19 protein-coding genes are annotated in these 19,837 nt (G+C 68.4%); 13 read left to right on the top strand and 6 right to left on the bottom strand.

The features are described 5' to 3' along the window. Positions 1-120: 120 nt before the first annotated feature. Positions 121-1,653 carry a sensor domain-containing diguanylate cyclase gene (locus tag GQ57_RS18075; protein ID WP_031399029.1) on the bottom strand — a complete coding sequence of 511 codons (1,533 nt, stop codon included), beginning with the start codon at positions 1,651-1,653 and terminating at the stop codon, positions 121-123. A gap of 600 nt (positions 1,654-2,253) precedes the next feature. Between GQ57_RS18075 and GQ57_RS18070 the strand changes: the two genes are divergently transcribed. The 4 genes from GQ57_RS18070 to GQ57_RS18055 all read left to right on the top strand — a co-directional run bounded on the left by GQ57_RS18070 (position 2,254) and on the right by GQ57_RS18055 (position 6,330). Next, entirely contained in the window at positions 2,254-3,789 is a 1,536-nt protein-coding gene (locus GQ57_RS18070; protein WP_031399028.1) for an amino acid permease, read from the top strand. A 262-nt stretch (positions 3,790-4,051) separates the two neighbouring features. After that, the gene (locus tag GQ57_RS18065; RefSeq protein ID WP_031399027.1) at positions 4,052-4,297 is read left to right on the top strand and encodes a DUF3717 domain-containing protein; all 246 of its coding nucleotides are present in this window, start codon (positions 4,052-4,054) and stop codon (positions 4,295-4,297) included. 179 nt (positions 4,298-4,476) lie between these two features. Continuing rightward, complete coding sequence (locus tag GQ57_RS18060) at positions 4,477-5,394, top strand: LysR family transcriptional regulator (protein ID WP_031399026.1); 918 nt, start codon at positions 4,477-4,479, stop codon at positions 5,392-5,394. A gap of 105 nt (positions 5,395-5,499) precedes the next feature. Continuing rightward, on the top strand, positions 5,500-6,330 hold the full coding sequence (locus GQ57_RS18055; RefSeq protein ID WP_034198595.1) for an alpha/beta fold hydrolase: 831 nt from the start codon (positions 5,500-5,502) through the stop codon (positions 6,328-6,330). A gap of 37 nt (positions 6,331-6,367) precedes the next feature. On the opposite strand, the gene GQ57_RS18050 is transcribed toward GQ57_RS18055, so the two are convergent. From GQ57_RS18050 to GQ57_RS18035, 4 genes are all read right to left on the bottom strand, one after another. Further along, entirely contained in the window at positions 6,368-6,721 is a 354-nt protein-coding gene (locus GQ57_RS18050; protein WP_031399024.1) for a hypothetical protein, read from the bottom strand. A 383-nt stretch (positions 6,722-7,104) separates the two neighbouring features. After that, positions 7,105-7,800, bottom strand: coding sequence for a histidine utilization repressor (gene hutC / locus GQ57_RS18045; RefSeq protein ID WP_034198628.1), 696 nt, complete (start codon positions 7,798-7,800; stop codon positions 7,105-7,107). Positions 7,801-7,982: 182 nt separating this feature from the next. Beyond that, a complete protein-coding gene (locus GQ57_RS18040; protein WP_031399022.1) occupies positions 7,983-9,110 on the bottom strand; it encodes a porin in 1,128 nt (375 codons plus the stop codon). A 178-nt stretch (positions 9,111-9,288) separates the two neighbouring features. Continuing rightward, the gene (locus GQ57_RS18035; RefSeq protein WP_075122933.1) at positions 9,289-9,603 is read right to left on the bottom strand and encodes a hypothetical protein; all 315 of its coding nucleotides are present in this window, start codon (positions 9,601-9,603) and stop codon (positions 9,289-9,291) included. Positions 9,604-9,692: 89 nt separating this feature from the next. On the opposite strand from GQ57_RS18035, the gene kdpF reads away from it, so the two are divergent. Beyond that, a complete protein-coding gene (gene kdpF / locus GQ57_RS43400) occupies positions 9,693-10,022 on the top strand; it encodes a K(+)-transporting ATPase subunit F (RefSeq protein ID WP_200877987.1) in 330 nt (109 codons plus the stop codon). On the opposite strand, the gene GQ57_RS41825 is transcribed toward kdpF, so the two are convergent. After that, positions 9,992-10,183 carry a hypothetical protein gene (locus tag GQ57_RS41825; RefSeq protein ID WP_152603292.1) on the bottom strand — a complete coding sequence of 64 codons (192 nt, stop codon included), beginning with the start codon at positions 10,181-10,183 and terminating at the stop codon, positions 9,992-9,994. The genes kdpF and GQ57_RS41825 overlap by 31 nt on opposite strands. Here GQ57_RS41825 and kdpA point away from each other — a divergent pair. The 8 genes from kdpA to GQ57_RS17995 all read left to right on the top strand — a co-directional run bounded on the left by kdpA (position 10,163) and on the right by GQ57_RS17995 (position 19,813). Continuing rightward, positions 10,163-11,866, top strand: coding sequence for a potassium-transporting ATPase subunit KdpA (gene kdpA / locus GQ57_RS18030; protein WP_031399020.1), 1,704 nt, complete (start codon positions 10,163-10,165; stop codon positions 11,864-11,866). The two genes, GQ57_RS41825 and kdpA, sit on opposite strands and share 21 nt — an antisense overlap. A gap of 10 nt (positions 11,867-11,876) precedes the next feature. Next, positions 11,877-12,575 carry a potassium-transporting ATPase subunit KdpC gene (kdpC, locus tag GQ57_RS18025; protein WP_081896686.1) on the top strand — a complete coding sequence of 233 codons (699 nt, stop codon included), beginning with the start codon at positions 11,877-11,879 and terminating at the stop codon, positions 12,573-12,575. 83 nt (positions 12,576-12,658) lie between these two features. Further along, complete coding sequence (gene kdpB, locus GQ57_RS18020) at positions 12,659-14,683, top strand: potassium-transporting ATPase subunit KdpB (protein ID WP_052001369.1); 2,025 nt, start codon at positions 12,659-12,661, stop codon at positions 14,681-14,683. An 80-nt stretch (positions 14,684-14,763) separates the two neighbouring features. Continuing rightward, positions 14,764-16,464 carry a DUF4118 domain-containing protein gene (locus tag GQ57_RS18015; RefSeq protein WP_031399017.1) on the top strand — a complete coding sequence of 567 codons (1,701 nt, stop codon included), beginning with the start codon at positions 14,764-14,766 and terminating at the stop codon, positions 16,462-16,464. Then, entirely contained in the window at positions 16,461-17,183 is a 723-nt protein-coding gene (locus GQ57_RS18010) for a response regulator (protein WP_031399016.1), read from the top strand. The genes GQ57_RS18015 and GQ57_RS18010 overlap by 4 nt, the downstream gene beginning before the upstream one ends. 281 nt (positions 17,184-17,464) lie before the next feature. Next, positions 17,465-18,238 (top strand): ABC transporter substrate-binding protein, encoded by a 774-nt coding sequence (locus tag GQ57_RS18005; RefSeq protein WP_031399015.1) that lies wholly within the window; start codon positions 17,465-17,467, stop codon positions 18,236-18,238. 175 nt (positions 18,239-18,413) lie between these two features. Then, positions 18,414-19,103, top strand: a complete 690-nt coding sequence (locus tag GQ57_RS18000; protein WP_031399014.1) for an ABC transporter permease — start codon at positions 18,414-18,416, stop codon at positions 19,101-19,103. Then, a complete protein-coding gene (locus GQ57_RS17995; RefSeq protein ID WP_034198594.1) occupies positions 19,100-19,813 on the top strand; it encodes an ABC transporter permease in 714 nt (237 codons plus the stop codon). The genes GQ57_RS18000 and GQ57_RS17995 overlap by 4 nt, the downstream gene beginning before the upstream one ends. Positions 19,814-19,837 lie beyond the last annotated feature (24 nt).

Here is a 19,837-nt window from a genome sequence, read left to right as displayed (position 1 = left end):
GCATGCGCAGCAGCAGCCATAACGCTAGCCGAACGCGCGCGGGCTGTCCACGGCGCGGGCGTTCGCGCCGGGCCGGCGGCCCGTGCGGCGTCGCGTCGCGGCAGCGTCAGGCGTCAGCCGTCAGACGTCGGCCGTGCTCGTCACGGCGTCGCACACGCGGTTGCGGCCGCCGGTCTTCGCGCGGTACAGCGCCTCGTCGGCGCGCCGCACCAGCGTCGCGGCGCTCATGCGTCCGTCGGCGTCCGTCGCCCTGCCGATGCTGACGGTGACGCGCCGGTACGGGCTCTTCGCATGATCGATCGCGAGCCCGGCGATCGCGCGCCGGATCGCTTCGGCGACGATCGCGGCGCCTTTCGCGTCGGTGTCCGGCAGCGTGACGACGAATTCCTCGCCGCCGTAGCGCGCGACGTGATCGCTGTCGCGGCGCAGGCAGCGCGACGCGGATTGCGCGACGCGGCGCAGCACGTCGTCGCCGGCCGGGTGGCCGTAGTCGTCGTTGAACGCCTTGAAGTGATCGACGTCGACGAACAGCACCGACAGCGGGCGGCCGTTGCGCGCCGCGCGCTGCGTCTCCTTCGCGAGCACCGTGTCGAACGTGCCGCGGTTGTCCAGGCCCGTCAGCGCATCGGTATGCGCGAGCCGGTACAGCTTCGATTCGGCGATCTGCCGGTGCTTCAGCTCGCGCGACAGCGCCAGCGAACCCCATGCGATGAACCCGGTAAACAGGCACATCAGCACGACGGTCCAGATCGCCCGGTGGTGCCACGACGCATAGATGTCGATCTCGGCGGGGGCGACGTCGACGATCAGCGGCAGCCCGGCCAGATGCTTGTAAACATAGATGCGCCGGATGCCGTCGATCGAGCCGGTGCCGGTCAGCGCGCCGTCCGGGCTGCGCTTCGACTCGATGAACAGCGGCGCGTCGTGCAGGTCGAGGCCGACCACGCGCGCATCGTACGGCAGGCGCGACACGAGCATGCCGTTGTCCTCGACGATCGCCGCGCTGCCGTGCCGGCCGACCGCGAGGCCGTCGAGCAGCGCGCGGAAGTAGTCGACGCTGAGCGTGCCGACGACGATGCCGCCGAACGAGCCGTCGGGCCGGTTGATCCGGCGGCTCAGCGCGATCGTCAGCGCGCCGCCGCGCAGTCGGGCCGCATACGGCCGGCTGATGTAGAGGCCGTGCACGAGGCCGTCGCGGTGCACGGCGAAGTAGTCGCGATCGGCGAAATTGCCCTGCCGCGCGGGCGACACGCTCGAATCGATCACGATGTTGCCGTGCGCGTCCATCACGAAGATCGACCCGAGATACTCGCCGGTCGCCGCGCGGTCGAACAACAGCCGGTGGCGCTGGCGCGGCGGCAGGCTCATCAGTTCGGGATCGGCGATGCCGTCGACGACGTTTTGCAGCGACAGATCGTAGAGCTCGATATTGCGTGCGATATCGCGCTCGATCAGCAGCATCAGGTTGCGCGCGTTTTCGACCGCATGTTCATACGAGTCGCGGCGTGCCTCGATCAGAAGCGACGTGGAGAGCCCCCAGCTGAACATCAGCAGTACGATCCCCGCGACGAGCACGCCGCGGGGCGACAGAATGCGTGCCACGATCGACGCGGTATGGCGGCGCAGCGTGGCGGGCAGCGGGAGTGACGTCATCCTCGGGAGCGGCGGGAGGCGAATGCGCGCATCGTTGACGGGTCTGCGCGCTGATTATTTCGAATTGGGTCGCATTATCTCGCGAATTTCCGAAATTCGCTTGTGCATGCAAAACATGCATGCGAACCGGTGATTCGAAACTGTTACGTATCATTACCGTTAAGTGCACGAACGATTTGATTTGAATCAATTATCGATATCGGTGATTTTGTCGGAATAATGGCGCGATTATCCGGCGATTTTGCGGCCCGGTGCGACTTTCGACCGGACGGGCGCAAGCGCCCGTGCGGCGCGCGGATCGGAAACCCGCGCGATCGCTCCGCCCGCGCGGGTTTTTGCGCCGCCGGGCGGCCACGGTCACGGCCGCGGCCGGGCGCGGCGCGGCCAACGCGTTGATTCTGCGAACGCTGCGCCGCGGCGACGGGCGACGCCAGCCCGAGTTGCCCCCGCGCCGAATCAGGTAGAATCCGCGCTTCGCCGCAGGCGCCCGTCGCGCAACGCGTATCGGGGCCGCATCGAATGCATTGCAGGACGCGCGCCGCGCTCCGATTCCGCATGCGCCGGCTACGGATGCCGGCCCGCTCAACGTTCGTCTCGTTTATGTCCGCACTCCCGAACTCCGACCAACCCGGTTCGTCCGCGAACCCTCCCAAGCTTCATCGCGCGCTGAAGGCGCGCCACCTGACGATGATCGCCATCGGCGGCTCGATCGGCACGGGCCTGTTCGTCGCGTCCGGCGCGTCGATCTCGCAGGCCGGCCCCGGCGGCGCGATGGTCGCTTACATGCTGATCGGCCTGATGGTCTATTTCCTGATGACGAGCCTGGGCGAGATGGCCGCGTTCATGCCCGTGTCGGGCTCGTTCGCGACCTACGGCGCGAAATACGTGGACGAAGGCTTCGGTTTCGCGCTCGGCTGGAACTACTGGTACAACTGGGCCGTGACGATCGCGGTCGAGCTCGTCGCCGCGCAGCTCGTGATGCATTACTGGTTTCCGGACGTGCCGGGCGTGTGGTGGAGCGCGGCGTTCCTCGCCGTGATGTTCCTGCTCAACGCGCTGACCGTGCGCGGCTTCGGCGAAGCCGAATACTGGTTCGCGCTGATCAAGGTCGTCACCGTGGTCGCGTTCATCGGCGTCGGCCTGCTGATGATCTTCGGCATTCTGAAGGGCGCGCCGGCCAACGGCTGGGGCAACCTGACGATCGGCGATGCGCCGTTCGCGGGCGGCCTGCCGGCGTTGATGGGCGTGGCGATGATCGCGGGCTTCTCGTTCCAGGGCACCGAGCTGATCGGCGTCGCGGCCGGCGAATCGGAAAACCCGCGCACGACGATCCCGCGCGCGGTGCGCCAGGTGTTCTGGCGCATCCTGCTGTTCTACGTGTTCGCGATCTTCGTGATCGGCGTGCTGATTCCCTATACCGACCCGAACCTGCTGAAGACGGACGTGACCGACATCGGCGTGAGCCCGTTTACGCTCGTATTCCGTCACGCGGGCCTCGCGTTCGCGGCCGGCGTGATGAACGCGGTGATCCTGACGGCCGTACTGTCGGCCGGCAACTCGGGCATGTACGCGTCCACGCGGATGCTCTACAACCTCGCGACCGAAGGCCGCGCGCCGAGGATCTTCGCGAAGCTGTCGCGCGGCGGCGTGCCGCGCAACGCGCTGTACGCGACGACGGCCGTGGGCGCGCTGTGCTTCTTCACGTCGCTGTACGGCGACAAGACCGTATACCTGTGGCTGCTGAACACGTCGGGGATGACGGGCTTCATCGCGTGGCTCGGCATCGCGGTCAGCCACTACCGGTTCCGCAAGGGGTACGTGAAGCAGGGCTACCGGCTCGACCAGCTGCCGTACCAGTCGAAGTGGTTCCCGTTCGGCCCGCTGTTCGCGTTCGTGCTGTGCCTCGTGATCGCGCTCGGGCAGGACTATCAGGCGTTCCTCGCGAACCGGATCGACTGGGCGGGCGTCGCCGCGACCTATGTCGGCATCCCGCTGTTCCTCGTCGTGTGGCTCGGCTTCCGGTTCCTGAAGAAGAGCCGTTTCGTGCGCTACGAAGACATGGAGATCGCGCCGTGGATCGCCGCGAGCCGCGGCGCGCAGCGGGAGCCGGTGGCGAACCGCGAGACCGCGGGCTGACGCGGGCGCGCCATGCGCGTATGCGTCGTACGATGAAACGGGAAGCCGCGGGCTTCCCGTTTTTTTTGCCCGGCTTTTGCCTGCACGGGGTCAAAGCCGGTTATATTGCCCGACCCAGCCGGGCCATGGCCCGGCCGGCGCGAGACGGGCGGCGCGGATCGGCATCCGGCGCGCGCGGTGCGCGGCGGCCGGCGGCGTCCGGCGTTTTCATCGTTCCGTGCGGGCCGGTACGGCCCGCGGAGCGCGCAACCCAGAGGAATCCATGAGCGCATCACCCGCCGAGCGGAAGGCCGGACCCGTTTCCATCGTGCGAATCGAAGCCGCGATCAACGCGTGGCGCGAAGTGTATCCGCCGGCGCCGGACGGCGAGGACGGCTACGCGCTCGATGCCGGCAGCAACTGCCTCGCCGAGCTGTACGGCACGATGATCTGCTACCGGCTGCCGGACGTGCCGCTCGACACGCTGAGCGATGCGCAGCGCGACGCGCTCTACGCGACCGAGGTGTGACGGGCGGGCGCGACGCCGCCGCGCGGCGGCGCCGATGAGGCAACGGGAAGCCCGCGGGCTTCCCGTTTTGCTTTGGGCGGCGCGGGGCCGCGCGGCGCGGCCTGCGCCGCCTGCGGTATCGTGACGGCATCGTCCGGCCGCGGTTGCGCGCCGGGCCCGCTGTCCGGGAGGGTTTAATAATGGAGTTGAGACACCTCCGCTACTTCGTCGCGGTTGCCGAGGAGCGGAATTTCACGCGGGCGGCGGAACGGCTGCATATCGCGCAGCCGCCGCTGAGCCGGCAGATCCAGCAGCTCGAGGAAGCGCTCGGCGTGCCGCTGTTCGAGCGCACCGCGCGGCCGCTGAAGCTGACCGACGCGGGGCGCTTCTTCTATTCGCACGCGGTGCAGCTGCTCGCGCAGGCCACCGAGCTCGAATCGATGACGAAGCGGGTCGGCAAGATCGAGCGCAGCATGTCGGTCGGCTTCGTCGGCTCGACGCTGTACGGGATGCTGCCGAAGATCATCCGGCGTTTTCGCGGCGAGTATCCGGCCGTCGAGCTGAGCCTGCACGAGATGTCGACGATGGACCAGATCCGGGCGCTGAAGGAAGGGCGCATCGACGTCGGGTTCGGGCGCATCCGCCACGAGGATCCGAGCGTGCGGCGCGTCGTGCTGCGCGAGGAGCGGATGATCGTCGCGCTGCCGGTCGGCCATGCGCTCGACAGCGCGAAGCCGGTGCTGTCGCTGCACGATCTCGTGAACGACACGCTGATCATCTTTCCGCAGGCGCCGCGCCCGAGCTATGCCGACCAGGTGCTCGCGGCCTTTCACGATCGCGCGCTGCAGCCGCGGCGGATCTACGAGACGCGCGAGCTGCAGATCGCGCTCGGCCTCGTCGCGATGGGCGAGGGCGTGTCGGTCGTGCCGCACAGCGTGTACGGGCTCAAGCGCGACGACATCAGCTACAAGCCGCTCGACGATCCGAACCTCGTGTCGCCGATCATCATGAGCATGCGGATGCTCGACGAATCGGAGGACATTCGCGCGATGCAGGCGCTGATCTACCGGCTGTACGACGAAGCGCAGATGGAGTACCTGCCGCCGCAGCCCGAATGAGCGCGCGGGCGGTGGGGGCTTGCTTGACGCCGCGCGCGGGCGCGGGACACCATGCGGGCTGCGCCGCCGCCCGGGTGCGGCCGTTTTCATGCAGACGACAGACAGATGACCGATATCGTGACCGAGGAGACGACCGTCGAGACGCCGCAAGGGCGCCTCTTTGCGAAACGCTGGCGCGTGCGTCCCGCGCAGGGGCAGGCGGGGGCGCCAGAGCAAGCCGCGCCTGAACCGGCCGCACCGATCGTGTTGCTGCACGATTCGCTCGGCTGTGTCGAACTATGGCGCGACTTTCCCGAACAGCTCGCGCGTGCCGCGCAGCGCGACGTGATCGCGTACGACCGCCTCGGCTTCGGCCGCTCGGATCGTCATCCCGGCGCGCTCGCCGCGACGTTCGTGCGCGACGAGGCCGGTCAGGCGTTCGCGACGCTGCTCGACGCACTCGGCGTCGACGCGTTCGTCGCGTTCGGCCACAGCGTCGGCGGCGGGATGGCGGTGGGCTGCGCCGCCGCGCATCCGGAGCGTTGCCGGGCGCTCGTGACGGTCGCCGCGCAGGCGTTCGCCGAGGATCGCACGCTGGCCGGCATTCGCGACGCGCAGCGGCAGTTCGACGAACCGGGCCAGCTCGACCGGCTCGCGCGCTATCACGGCGACAAGGCCGAATGGGTGCTGCGCGCGTGGGTCGACACGTGGCTGTCGCCGGCGTTTGCCGGCTGGAGCCTCGACGACGACCTGCCGCGCGTGCGATGCGCGACGCTCGCGATTCACGGCGAAGACGACGAATACGGGTCCGACGTGCATCCGAAGCGGATCGCCGCGCGCGTCGCGGGGCCGGCGTCGTACCTGCTGCTCGGCGCGTGCGGGCACATGCCGCACCGCGAGCGCACGGACGATGTACTGGCCGCCGTGGCGGCGTTGCTGCGCGACGCGCTCGCGTGAGCGCCCCTGCAACCGGCGGGCGTGCGCCCGCCGGCCGTCAGAACGCGAGCTGGATCGCGAGGTCGATCGCGAGCAGCGCGATCGAGCAGCCGATGCCGAGGATCACGTTCGGCAGCCGGTGCTCGAAATCGCGATTGTCGCGGCGCATCGCGGCGCCGAGCAGGAAGATCGCCTCGACGACGATCTGCAGCCCGACGAACAGCAGCATCAGCAGGTACTCGTAACCCATCTGCTTGAACGCGGCGAATTGCATCCCGTGATCGCGGATCCACTGGCCGACGCGCAGCAGTTCGTAGACGAACAGCAAGGCGGGAAACAGGTAGCTGATGAAGTAGGTCGGCACGGTGGCGTGCCGCAGTTCGAGGTGGAAGTGCTGATGCGTGGTAGCCATCACAACCCTCCTTGCAACGCATGATTGCGGTCGCGACGGCGGCGCGAGAACGTGCGAACGACGGGGTCGCCCGACGCACCGTGCGCAGCCGTACGACATCAGCATACTGCTGCGCGGGGAATTTGGCATCCGGTGCGTATGTTTGCCGCAAAAACCGGGGCGCGGCGCTTGCCGCGCCGTACCCGGCGAATCCGGCGAATCCGGCGCGTGATCCGGGCGCGCCGCGCCCGGCGCTGCCGCGGGCCATCGCATGTGCCGACCGTGGCGAGACGCGGGCGCACGCAATCGAACCCGGCGCGCGTATCGCGCAGGAGGACGGCTTGACGCGGGCCGTCAGCGCGATCGAGCGACAAGAGCGGCCGCGCGCGAGGCGCGCGCCGGCATCAGAAATGCCCGGTGAACCGGTAACGGCTGCCCGGGTGCCAGAGATTGGCGACCGACGCGACCATCCCTTGCGACCACGTGCGCCGATGCAGCAGCAGGCAGGGCTCGCGGTCGTCCATCGTCAGATGGCGGCGCGTCTCGGTATCGGGCAGCGCGGCCTCGATCCGGTATTCGACGCGCTGCAGCGGCGCGACGCGCGTCAGGTACTGGTTCGGCGTCGTCGCCGTGAAATCCTGCAGCGCGTATTCGGGCGCGCATGCCGGATTGACCCAGCGTTCCTCGAGCTGCACGGGCGTGTCGTTCTCGAAGTGCAGCACGCGCGAATGAAAGATCGGGCTGCCGTTGTCGATCCGCAGTTCGTCGGCGAGCTTCGCATCGGCGACGGTCGCGCCGACCTGCAGCACCTGCGCGCGATAGCCGTGGCCGCGCGCGGCGACTTCGTCGGAGATGCTGCGGATCGCGACGAGCGTCGATTCGTACTTCGGCGACGCGACATACGTGCCCGAGCCGCGCGTGCGCGTGAGCACCTGCTCGGCGGTCAGCTCGCGCAGCGCGCGGTTGACGGTCATGCGCGCGACGTTGAATTCGCGCGCGAGTTCGTTCTCCGACGGCACCTGGTCGCCTTCCGCCCACTCGCCGGCATGAATGCGCGCGAGGATGAAGTCCTTGATTTCCTGATAGATCGGTGTGGTCATGGGGTCACGGTTCCAGAGTCGGCGGCGGCCCGCCGCCGAATGCCGATCCGGTGCGCGCCCGGCGCCGAGTGTACCGGTTTCGCGGGCGCACGGGCCCGGATTCCCCGCATGATCCCCGTTCGGCCGGCCCGCGTCCATGCGGGGTTGCACAGAGCGGCCGGCCCGTGACGATCCGCGCGCGCTCAGAAGCGATGCCGGATGCCGACCGTCGCGACCACCTGCGTGTTGGTCGACGAAGCGGCGAGCCCCGTGACGTTCGCGAACCCGAGCGTCGCGCCCGACGGCACGCCGAATTGATGCTGGTACACGGCTTCCGTATACACGTCGGTGCGCTTGCTCAGCGCGTAGTCGGCCATCAGCGTCACCTGGTGCCATTTCGGCCGGTGGCTGCCGGTTGCGTCGTCGTAGCGCCCGTTGGTGAACGTGTAGGCGCCCGAGAACGAGACGGCCGGCGTCAGCGTGTAGCGCGCGTTGACCTCGTAGTTGTCGAAACGCAGCGCGTTCAGCGCACCCGGCAGCGACGAGGCGGCCGTTTCGTCGAACATCGAATGCGTCCACAGCGCGCCGACCGTCAGCCGGTCGAACGCATAGCTGCCGCCCGCGCCCATCACGCGCTGGCGTACGGCCGGGAAGTTCGCCCCGTCGTTGGTCGACAGCGCGCCGCCGGCCGTCAGCCCGCCGCGATTGAGCTGCAGGTACGCGGCGCCGAGGTTGACCGGCCCGTTCGCGTACGACACGCCCGCGCTGTACGCGCGGTTGGTCGCGAAGCCGCCGGCCGCGTTGCTGAACCCGTACAGGCCGCCGAACTGCCAGCCGGCGAGCGTCGGGCTCGTGTACTTCACCGCGTTGTCGATGTAGAACGAATCGTCGATGTTGTCGTTGTCGAACGGATGCGACGCGAGGTTGTTGCCGTCGCCGTTGTTCGCCATCGCGAGCGGGCCGAGGTAGTCGACCACGGCGTCGTATTGCCGGCCGAGCGTGAGCGCGCCGTAGCGGTCGCTCTGCAGGCCGACGTAGGCGCGGCGGCCGAACATCGTGTTCCGGTAGGACTGCGTGCCGTTGTTCAGGTTGAAGCCGTTTTCGAGGCGGAACAGCGCATGCAGGCCGCCGCCGAGATCCTCGTTGCCGCTCAGGCCGAAGACCGTGTTCGACAGCAGGCCGCTGCCTTGCTGCCACAGGCTCTTGCCCGACTGGTTGTTCGTATAGGCGATACCCGCGTCGAGCATCCCGTAGAGCGTGACGCTGCTTTGCGCATGCGCGGCGGCGCCGAAGAACGCGAGGGAGAGGGTACCGACGACTGCTTTTTTCATTGTGTGTGCTTCCTGGAAAGGCCCGTAGCGACGGGAACGACGATCCGTCGCGCGTCGGCGCGAACGGGCGCGGCTCGCGAGGAACCGCACCCGTTCGCGCCGGCCGCGCGCGTTCGGATCGATGAAAGGGGGATGGCCGCGCGGCGCGTGTCGCGCGCGCCGCGGCGGCGGATGCCGGCTAGTGCTGGAGCAGGCGGATCGTGCCGAACTCGGCGGCCGGCAGCAGGCGGAGGATCGACAGGATCGCCGGCGACGCCTGCGACCGTGCGACCTCGAGCTCGATGCAGGCGCGCCCGGTGCGGCTGTCGATCGCGGCCGTATAGAAATTGAGCGCCGCGCCGACGGCCTGGTGCAGCCGGCGCCGCACGACGGCGAGATTGTCCGATTCCACGTGGATCGACAGCAGCACGAGCTCGTCGGCGCCGTGCCGGCGTCGCGAACGAACGGGCGGCAGATCGCGTGAAGCGGCGGATTCGGTTCTGGTCGGTTTCATGCTGGCATCCCCGGGTCGCATCGTGCTCCGCACCGCGGAGATCTCGTCTTGGAACATGCCGCCATTCTAGGAATTGCGATAACGATACGGTGTATAGACTCGCCGATCGTTTGAAAAGAACGCATAAAAACGCCGTCCGGTCCGGCTTGCGTCTTTACAGCTTTTTTATTCCCCGTAAAGAAATTGAACACCGCTTTGATACGCGGATTTCTACACTGTCGCAGCCCGTTCGCCAGATGTGCACGGGGGGCGTCATCCGGGGCCGTGCCGATGCGGCAAGGCCCCGATGCGCCGACGATCGCGCGGCACTGCCGCGCATACGAATAAAGGGGAAAGCCATGTTGTGGATCACCGGCGCGTTATCGCTCGCGCTCTTCGCCTATCTGTTTCATGCGTTGATCAAGCCCGAGCGGTATTGATCGGTGCGATTCAACGGGAATTCAAAAAAATATCGGTGAGTGTCATGAGCGATCTGCTTTTCATTCTGTTCACGCTCGCGTTCTTTGCCTTGACGGCCGGTTTCATCGCCGGCCTCGACCGGATCTGAGCGGGTGTCGACATGTTCAATAATCTCATTCAATTCGCGATCGTCCTCGCGATCATGCTGGCGCTGGTGCCCGTCGTCGGGAAATGGCTCGCGCACGCCTTCACGAGCCCGCGCCATGCGTGGGTCGAACGCCGCACCTACGCGCTGCTCGGCGTGAATCCCGACGAAGCGATGTCGTGGCAGCGCTACGGCATGGTGCTGCTGCTCAGCAATGCCGGGATGATGCTGCTCGGCTACCTGCTGCTGCGCATCCAGGACGCGCTGCCGTTCGATGCGCTGCAGCGTGCCGCGCAAAGCCCGGATCTCGCGTTCAACACGGCCGCGTCGTTCATCACGAACACCAACTGGCAGGCGTACGCGGGCGAAAGCAGCCTGTCGAACTTCTCGCAGATGGCCGTCATCACGTTCCTGATGGTGGTCAGCGCGGCCACCGGCGTCGCGGCCGCGGGCGGCTTCATCCGCGGGCTGAGCCGCAAGAGCGCGGCCGACATCGGCAACTACTGGGTCGATTTCACGCGCGTGACCTATCGCGTGCTGCTGCCGCTCAGCTTCGCGATGGCGCTCGTGTACGTGTGGCAGGGCATGCCGCAGACGCTCGCGTCCGATGCATGGGCGACCACGCTCGAAGGCGCGCGCCAGCAGATCGTGATGGGGCCGGTCGCGAGTCTCGAATCGATCAAGCATATCGGGACGAACGGCGGCGGGTTCTTCAGCATGAACGCCGCGCATCCGTTCGAAAACCCGACGCCGCTCACCAACACGCTGCACATGCTGTCGATGCTGCTGATTCCGTCCGCGCTGACCTATACGCTCGGCACGATGATCGGCCGGCGCCGCCAGGGCTGGGTGATCCTCGGCGCGTTCGTCGTGATGTTCGTCGGCTTCCTGGCCGTGATCTATTCGGCGGAGCAGCACGGCAACCCGCTCCTGTCCGGCCTCGGCGTCGACCAGCAGATGAGCGCCGTGCAGCCGGGCGGCAACATGGAAGGCAAGGAGATGCGCTTCGGCATCGCGCAGACGAGCCTGTTCGCCACCGTCACGACGGCCGCGACCACCGGGTCGGTCGACGCGATGCACGATTCGCTGACGCCGCTCGGCGGGCTCGTGCCGATCGCGCAGATGATGCTGAACAACGTGTTCGGCGGCGACGGCGTCGGGTTGATCAACCTGTTCACGTTCGCGATCCTCGCGGTGTTCCTGGTCGGGATGATGATCGGGCGCACGCCGGAATTCCTCGGCAAGAAGATCGAGGCGCGCGAGATGAAGCTCGTGATGCTCGCGGTGCTCGCCCATCCGTTCAGCATCCTCGGCTTCACCGCGCTGGCGTCGATGCTGCACTCGACGATGGACAGTCTCGCGAACCTCGGCCCGCACGGCTTCAGCGAAGTGCTGTATGCGTACACGTCGGGCACGGCCAACAACGGTTCCGCGTTCGCGGGCCTCAATGCGAACACGCCGTTCTTCAACACGACGATCGGCTTCGCGATGCTGATCGGCCGCTACCTGACGCTGCTGCCGATGCTCGCCGTGGCAGGCAGCCTCGCCGCGAAGAAACGCGTGCCGGAAAGCGCGGGCACGCTGTCGACGTCGACGGGCCTGTTCGCCGGCCTGCTGATCTTCGTGATCCTGGTCGTCGGCGGCCTCACGTTCCTGCCCGCGCTCGCGCTCGGCCCGGTCGTCGAGCACCTGCTGATGTCGGGCGGCCAACTGTTCTGAGGGAAACATCATGATTGAACGCAATCGCCAGGCCGCGGCCGTCGCCGCGTCGGCACCCGGTTCCTCGTTCGGCGCGGCGACGCGCGGCCTCGTGCGGCCCGTGATCGCATCGTCGGTGCTGTTCATGCTCGTCACGGGCCTCGCGTATCCGCTGGCCACCACGGGCGTCGCGAACCTGCTGTTCCCGTCGCAGGCGCGCGGCAGTCTCGTCGAGCGCAACGGCAAGACCGTCGGCTCGGCGGTGATCGGGCAACTCTTCACGCACGCCGGCTATTTCCATGCGCGGCCGAGCGCGACGACCGGCACCGATCCGGCCGATCCGTCGAAGACGGTCGACCAGCCGTACAACGCGGCGGGCAGCGGCGCGAGCAACCAGGGGGCGACCAGCAAGAAGCTGCTCGCCGATATCGCCGGGCGCGTGCGCGCGTACCGGCAGGAGAACGCGCTGGCCGACGGCACGCCGGTGCCGGCGGATGCCGTCACCGCGTCCGCGTCGGGGCTCGATCCGGAGATCTCGGTCGCGAACGCGCGGCTGCAGGCGGCGCGGGTCGCGCGGGCGCGCGGCGTCGAGGCCGGGAAGGTCGCGGCGCTGGTCGACCGGATCGCCGCGCCGCGCCAGCTCGGCGTGCTCGGCGAGCCGCGCGTGCGCGTGCTCGACCTGAATCTCGCGCTCGATCGCGCGTTCGGCCAGACGGCCGGCGCGCGGTAACGGCAGGAACCACGGAGTCACTCATGTCCCATATCGAAACCCCGATCAACCCGACGGCCCTGCCGGTCGGCGGCGTGCCGCCGATGCGGTGGACGGCCGTGCTGCGCGAGGCGTTCCGCAAGCTCGCGCCGCAGGTGCAGTTGAAGAACCCGGTGATGTTCGTCGTCTATCTCGGCAGCATCGTCACGACCGTGCTGTGGCTGCAGGCGCTGACCGGCGCCGCCGACGCGCCGGCCGGCTTCATCTTCGCGGTTGCCTGCTGGCTGTGGTTCACCGTGCTGTTCGCGAACGCGGCCGAGGCGCTGGCCGAAGGGCGCGGCAAGGCGCAGGCCGACGCGCTGCGCGCGGCGCGCAAGCGCGTGTACGCGAAGGTGCTCGACGAGCCGAAGCAGTACGGCAGCACCAGCCATCGCGTGCCGAGCGACGAACTCGTGGCCGGCAGCATCGTGCTGGTCGAGGCCGGCGACACGATTCCCGCCGACGGCGAGGTGATCGACGGCGTCGCGTCGGTCGACGAATCGGCGATCACCGGCGAATCCGCGCCGGTGATCCGCGAGTCGGGCGGCGATTTCTCGTCGGTGACGGGCGGCACGCGCGTGCTGTCCGACTGGATCGTCGTGAAGATCACCGCGCAGCCGGGCGAGGCGTTCCTCGACCGGATGATCGCGATGGTCGAAGGCGCGAAGCGCGGCAAGACGCCGAACGAGATCGCGCTGACGATCCTGCTGGTTGCGCTGACCATCATCTTCCTGCTCGTGTGCGTGACGCTGCTGCCGTTCTCGCAGTTCAGCGTGCTGCTGAACGCGTCGGGTTCGGCCGTGAGCCTCACCGTGCTGATCGCGCTGCTCGTGTGCCTGATCCCGACGACGATCGGCGCGCTGCTGTCGGCGATCGGCATCGCGGGGATGAGCCGCATGATGCGCGCGAACGTGCTCGCGACCTCGGGCCGCGCGATCGAGGCGGCCGGCGACGTCGACGTGCTGTTGCTCGACAAGACCGGTACGATTACGCTCGGCAACCGCGAGGCCGTGCAGTTCCGGCCGGCGCCGGGCGTGGACGAGCGCGTGCTGGCCGAGGCCGCGCAGCTGTCGTCGCTGGCCGACGAGACGCCCGAGGGCCGTTCGATCGTCGCGCTCGCGAAGCAGCGTTTCTCGCTGGGCGGCGCGTCGATCGACGGCGGCGTAGCCGTGCCGTTCAGCGCGCGCACGCGGATGAGCGGCCTCGACATCGGCGAGCGGCAGGTGCGCAAGGGCGCGGCCTCCGCGATCCGGGCGCACGTCGATGCGCTCGGCGGCGCGTTTCCGCAGGCGGTCGAGACGGCCGTCAACGAGATCGCGCGGCGCGGCGGCACGCCGCTCGTCGTGGCCGACGGCGCCCGCGTGCTCGGCGCGATCGAGCTGAAGGACATCGTCAAGCACGGGATCGCCGCGCGCTTCGCCGAGCTGCGCAAGGTCGGCGTGAAGACCGTGATGATCACCGGCGACAACCGGCTCACCGCGGCCGCGATCGCGGCGGAAGCCGGCGTCGACGACTACCTCGCCGAAGCGACGCCCGAGGACAAGCTGCGGCTGATCCGCGAGCACCAGGCGCTGGGTCATCTCGTCGCGATGACGGGCGACGGCACCAACGACGCGCCGGCGCTCGCGCAGGCCGACGTGGCCGTCGCGATGCACAGCGGCACGCAGGCGGCGAAGGAGGCGGCCAACATGGTCGACCTCGACAGCAACCCGACGAAGCTGATGCAGGTGGTCGAGGTCGGCAAGCAGATGATCATGACGCGCGGCGCGCTGACCACCTTCAGCGTCGCCAACGATCTCGCGAAGTATTTCGCGATCATCCCGGCCGCCTTCGTCGCGACCTACCCGGCGCTCGGCGCGCTGAACGTGATGGGGCTGCACAGCCCGACGTCGGCGATCCTGTCGGCGGTGATCTTCAATGCGCTGATCATCGTCGCGCTGATCCCGCTGGCGCTGAAGGGCGTGAAGTATCGTGCCGAGCCGGCCGAGAAGCTGCTGGGGCGCAACCTGTTGATCTACGGCGTGGGCGGGATCGTCGCGCCGTTCATCGGGATCAAGCTGATCGACATGCTGTTGACGCCGTTTATCTGACCGAACGCGCCGTCGCGGCCCCGCGCGCGCCCTCGTGGCGCGCGCGGGGCCGTTCGGCGTTTCAATTGCCGGAAGCGATCATGGATGTGAACGTGAACGAAGCGAATCGACGGGCATCGGGCCGGCGGGACACCGCCGCCCGCCGCGACGGGGCCGGCGCGCGCCGCGACCGCTGGCGGACCGCGCTGCGCGCGTGCGCGGCGATGGCCGACCGCATCGCGGGCGCGGGGCCCGACACGCGGCCGGCGCTGGCCGTGCGCGAGGCGCGCCCGCGCACGCGCGTGTGGCTGTCGCAATACGCGGTGCCGCTGCTGCTGGCCACGCTCGTGTGCGCGCTGGCGACGCTCGCGGCGAGCGCGCTGCTGCGCGTGTTCGATCTGTCGAACGTCGTGATGCTGTTCCTGATGACCGTCGTGCTGATCGCGCTGCGGCTCGGCCGGCTGGCCGGCGCGTGGGCCGCGTTCGTCTGCGTCGGCTGCTTCGACTTCTTCTTCGTCGAGCCGCGGCTGTCGTTCGCGGTGTCCGATACGCAGTACGTGTTCACGTTCGCGCTGATGCTGGCCGTCGCGCTCGCGATCGGCCAGCTCGCGGCGCGGCTGCGCGCGGAGGCGCGTGCCGCCCGCGCGAACGAGAAGCGCTCGGCGGCGCTCGCGCGCGTCGCGCACGACCTGTCGGCCGCGATCGAGACCGAGCAGATCGCGTCGATCTGCACCGGTACGATCGCGCCGCTGCTCGGCGTGCGCGTCGCGCTCGTGCTGCCCGATGCGGACGACCGGCTGGCGCCCGCGCCCGGCGCGTGGTTCGTCGATCCGTCGGCCGCGCGCTGGGCGTACGAGCAGGCCCGCGGCGCCGGGTGCGGGCTGCCGCCGTTCGAGCGCGCGGCGGCGCAGTACCTGCCGCTGAAGGCGCCGATGCGCGTGCGCGGCGTGCTCGTCCTGTTCGGCGACGCGCAGCCGGTGCCGACGGACCCCGACGATCGCCGCCTGATCGACGCGCTGTGCTCGTCGATCGCGATGGCGCTCGAACGCGTGCACTACGTCGAGGTCGCGCAGCACACGCTGGTCCGGATCGAGGGCGAGCGGTTGCGCAACGCGCTGCTCGCCGCCGTGTCGCACGACCTGAAGACGCCGCTCACCGCGATCCGCGGGCTCGCCGAGACGCTGGAGCGGCCCGAGCGCCTCGCGGACGGGCAGCCGGCGGCGCTCGCGCACGGCATCCGCAACCAGGCCGAGGCGCTGCACGGGCTCGTCGTGAACCTGCTCGACCTCGCGCGGATGCAGAGCGAGGGCGTCCGGCTCAATCGCGAGTGGCACATGCTCGACGAGATCGTCGGCAGCGCGCTCGCGCATTCGGCCGGCGTGCTGGCCGGCCGCGACGTGAGCGCCGACCTGCCGCCCGACCTGCCGCTGATCGACGTCGACGCGCTGCTGATCGAGCGCGTGCTGATGAACCTGCTCGACAATGCCGCGAAATACGCGGGCGCGGACGCGGCCGTGTCGGTGCGCGCGCGCGTGTTCGGCGAAACGCTGTACGTGTTCGTCGAGGACGACGGGCCCGGCTTCGTCGCGCGCAACACCGAGCCGCTGTTCGAGCCGTTCGAGCGCGAGCGCAAGGAATCGTCGATCAGCGGCGTGGGGCTCGGGCTCGCGCTGTGCCGCAGCATCGTCAACGCGCACGGCGGCTCGATCCGCGCCGTGCCGCTCGATCCGCACGGCGCGCGGTTCGAGATTCGCCTGCCACTGGGCGCGCCGCCCGATATCGAACACGAGAGCCGGACATGATCAGATCGCGCGTACTTATCGTCGAGGACGAGGCGGATATCCGCCGGTTCGTCCGGATGGCGCTGGAACAGGAGGGGCTCGACACCTGCGAGGCGTCCACGGCCCGCGAGGCCCGGATGTATGCGTCGAGCAGCAAGCCCGATCTCGTGATCGTCGATCTCGGGCTGCCGGACGACGACGGCAAGTCGTTCATCCGCGAGTTGCGCGAGTGGTCGACGGTGCCCGTGATCGTGCTGTCCGCGCGCCAGCAGGAGGTGGAGAAGGTCGCGGCGCTCGACGCGGGCGCGGACGATTACCTGCCGAAGCCGTTCGGCGTGCCCGAGCTGCTGGCGCGCGCGCGTGCGCAACTGCGGCGCGCGGCGTTCGTGTCGACCGACGGGCAATCGTCGTCGGTCGTGCGGTTCGGCGACGTGACCGTCGATCTCGGGCGGCACGAGGTCGTGCGCGGCGGCGCGCCGATCCACCTGACGCGCCTGGAATTCCGGCTGCTCGCCGCGCTGATCCGCGCGCGCGGCGGCGTGATCGCCGCGCGGCAGTTGCTGGCCGAGGTGTGGGGCATTCACGACGCGGATCGCGCGCACTACGTGCGCGTGTACATGACGAACCTGCGGCAGAAGCTCGAACCGGTGCCGGCGCGCCCGCGGCACCTGCTGACGGAGCTGCAGTTCGGCTACCGGCTGGTCGGGCTGGAAGCGGCCGGCGCGGCCCGTGAAGTCTAGACAGGTTCGCCCCGTCGCGCGGCCGCATTCGTATGAGTACGGAAAGCAGGCGTTCAGCGTTGTGTAAATAGTAATTAATTGAAATTAAAGGATATTCCTGGCCCATGGCCATAATCGTCCGGCAATTAGTGATAAACACGGATTGCTGGCGATGTCCCTGCGCGGGCAAAGTTGTATGTACAACTTGGGATGTCGCGGATGGCGCGATATCCGGGTTGGAAGATTCACGGCGGGGTTGCCCGACGGGAACGCTTGCCCAGCTCGCCTCTGACAGGAATGCCATGAAGAAACTCGCGCTCAGTATTGCCCTTGCCTGCATCGCGGTCGGTGCCCACGCCAAGGATTGGTCGACGATCCGGTTCGGCGTCGACGCCAGCTATCCGCCGTTCGAATCGAAGGACGCAAGCGGCAAGGTCGTCGGTTTCGACGTCGATCTCGGCAACGAGATCTGCGCCCGCCTGAAGGCGAAATGCGTGTGGGTCGAGAACGACTTCGACGGGATGATCCCCGCGCTGAAGGCGAAGAAGTTCGACGGCGTGCTGTCGTCGATGTCGATGACGCCGGCGCGCGCCGAGCAGATCGCATTCTCCGACAAGCTGTTCAACACGCCGACGCGCCTCGTCGTGAAGAAGGGCGCCAACCTGCAGCCGACCGCCGAATCGCTGAAGGGCAAGTCGGTCGGCGTCGAGCAGGGCACCATTCAGGAAACCTACGCGAAGGTGAACTGGGCGCCGAAGGGCGTGCAGGTCGTGCCGTACCAGAACCAGGACGGCGTGTACCAGGACCTGATGTCCGGCCGCCTCGACGCGACGCTGCAGGACGCGGTGCAGGCCGACATCGGCTTCCTGAAGACGCCGCGTGGCGCGAACTTCGCATTCGCCGGCGGCGACATCGACGATCCGAAGACGCTCGGCAACGGCGCGGGCATCGGCCTGCGCAAGGAAGACGCCGACCTGAAGGCGAAGATCGACCACGCGATCGCCGACCTCATCAAGGACGGCACGTACCGGAAGCTCGAGAAGAAGTACTTCGCGTTCGACGTCTACGGCGGCTGACCCTCCCCGCGGCGCGCGTCGGCTGCGGCGCGCGCCGCGTCCGTCGCCGGGCGCCGCCCGCCTCGCGGGTTGCGTCCGGCTTGATGAGCAGGCCGCATCAAGTAGTGCGCAGATATCGTTTGATGCGCGGTTAATGGCTATTGACAATCCAGCCACCCCGTTCTGGACCCCTCATATGATCTTCCAAGGATTTGGCCCGCTGCTGTGGGCCGGCACGGTCGAGACCGTGAAGCTCGCGGTGCTGTCGCTTGCCGCGTCGCTCGTGCTGGGGCTCGCCGGCGCGGCGGCGAAACTGTCGACTCACCGCGTGCTCCGGTCGGTCGGCACCTTCTATACGACGCTGATCCGCGCGGTGCCCGACCTCGTGCTGATGCTGCTGCTGTTCTACGGGATCCAGATCCTGCTGAACCAGGCCACCGACCTCGTCGGCTGGGACCAGATCGACATCGACCCGTTCGTGGCCGGCGTCGTGACGCTCGGCTTCATCTACGGCGCGTACTTCACCGAGACGTTCCGCGGCGCGTTCCTCGCGGTGCCGCGCGGCCAGCTCGAGGCGGGCTTCGCATACGGGATGGGCGGCTGGCGCGTGTTTCGCCGCATCCTGTTTCCGCAGATGATGCGCTTCGCGCTGCCCGGCATCGGCAACAACTGGCAGGTGCTCGTGAAGGCCACCGCGCTCGTGTCGATCATCGGTCTCGCCGACGTCGTCAAGGCGTCGCAGGACGCCGGCAAGAGCACGCTCGATTTCTTCTTCTTCACGCTGGCCGCGGGCGCGATCTACCTCGCGATCACGACGGTGTCCAACGTCGTGCTGCACCACCTCGAGAAGCGCTATTCCGTCGGTGTCCGGAGGCTCGCACTGTGATCGAAATCGTCAGCCAGTACTGGCAAAGCTATCTTTATACCGACGGCTACCGCTTCAGCGGCCTCGCGATCACGCTGTGGCTGCTGGTCGTGTCGATCGTGCTGGGCTTCGCGCTCGCCGTGCCGCTCGCGATCGCGCGCGCGTCGTCGAACCGCTGGATCTCGGGCCCGGTCTGGCTCTACACGTACGTGTTCCGCGGCACGCCGCTCTACGTGCAGCTGCTGATGTGCTACACCGGGATCTACAGCCTGCAGGTCGTGCACGATCACGTGCTGCTCGACGCGTTCTTCCGCAACGCGATGAACTGCACGCTGCTCGCGTTCGTGCTGAACGAATGCGCGTATGCGACCGAGATCTTCGCGGGCGCGATCAAGGCGACGTCGGCCGGCGAGATCGAGGCCGGGCTCGCGTACGGGATGTCGCGCTTCAAGCTCTATACGCGGATCGTCCTGCCGTCGGCGCTGCGCCGCTCGCTGCCGAGCTACAGCAACGAAGTGATCCTGATGCTGCACGCGACGACGCTCGCGTTCACGGCCACCGTGCCTGACATCCTGAAGGTCACGCGCGACGTCAATTCGGCCACCTACATGTCGTTCCAGGCCTACGGCATCGCGGCCGTCCTGTACGCCGCCGTCGTGTTCACGCTCATCTGGGCGTTCCGCAAGCTCGAGACGCGCTGGCTCGCGTACCTCGCGCCGCGCGGTCATTAATGCATTCGCAACGAAGGATCCAGC

This window comes from Burkholderia sp. MSh2, assembly GCF_000731655.1.
Taxonomy (GTDB): domain Bacteria; phylum Pseudomonadota; class Gammaproteobacteria; order Burkholderiales; family Burkholderiaceae; genus Burkholderia; species Burkholderia paludis.
The sequence above is the reverse complement of the archived record's forward strand: the minus strand, read 5'-3'. Positions and strand labels throughout refer to the sequence as shown.

Excerpts from the sequence above, each read along its gene's own strand:
- GQ57_RS18075 (WP_031399029.1), bottom strand. The coding sequence starts at position 1,653 with ATGACGTCACTCCCGCTGCCCGCCACGCTGCGCCGCCATACCGCGTCG.
- GQ57_RS18070 (WP_031399028.1), top strand. The coding sequence starts at position 2,254 with ATGTCCGCACTCCCGAACTCCGACCAACCCGGTTCGTCCGCGAACCCT.
- GQ57_RS18065 (WP_031399027.1), top strand. The coding sequence starts at position 4,052 with ATGAGCGCATCACCCGCCGAGCGGAAGGCCGGACCCGTTTCCATCGTG.
- GQ57_RS18060 (WP_031399026.1), top strand. The coding sequence starts at position 4,477 with ATGGAGTTGAGACACCTCCGCTACTTCGTCGCGGTTGCCGAGGAGCGG.
- GQ57_RS18055 (WP_034198595.1), top strand. The coding sequence starts at position 5,500 with ATGACCGATATCGTGACCGAGGAGACGACCGTCGAGACGCCGCAAGGG.
- GQ57_RS18050 (WP_031399024.1), bottom strand. The coding sequence starts at position 6,721 with ATGGCTACCACGCATCAGCACTTCCACCTCGAACTGCGGCACGCCACC.
- hutC (WP_034198628.1), bottom strand. The coding sequence starts at position 7,800 with ATGACCACACCGATCTATCAGGAAATCAAGGACTTCATCCTCGCGCGC.
- GQ57_RS18040 (WP_031399022.1), bottom strand. The coding sequence starts at position 9,110 with ATGAAAAAAGCAGTCGTCGGTACCCTCTCCCTCGCGTTCTTCGGCGCC.
- GQ57_RS18035 (WP_075122933.1), bottom strand. The coding sequence starts at position 9,603 with ATGAAACCGACCAGAACCGAATCCGCCGCTTCACGCGATCTGCCGCCC.
- kdpA (WP_031399020.1), top strand. The coding sequence starts at position 10,163 with ATGTTCAATAATCTCATTCAATTCGCGATCGTCCTCGCGATCATGCTG.
- kdpC (WP_081896686.1), top strand. The coding sequence starts at position 11,877 with ATGATTGAACGCAATCGCCAGGCCGCGGCCGTCGCCGCGTCGGCACCC.
- kdpB (WP_052001369.1), top strand. The coding sequence starts at position 12,659 with ATGCGGTGGACGGCCGTGCTGCGCGAGGCGTTCCGCAAGCTCGCGCCG.
- GQ57_RS18015 (WP_031399017.1), top strand. The coding sequence starts at position 14,764 with ATGGATGTGAACGTGAACGAAGCGAATCGACGGGCATCGGGCCGGCGG.
- GQ57_RS18010 (WP_031399016.1), top strand. The coding sequence starts at position 16,461 with ATGATCAGATCGCGCGTACTTATCGTCGAGGACGAGGCGGATATCCGC.
- GQ57_RS18005 (WP_031399015.1), top strand. The coding sequence starts at position 17,465 with ATGAAGAAACTCGCGCTCAGTATTGCCCTTGCCTGCATCGCGGTCGGT.
- GQ57_RS18000 (WP_031399014.1), top strand. The coding sequence starts at position 18,414 with ATGATCTTCCAAGGATTTGGCCCGCTGCTGTGGGCCGGCACGGTCGAG.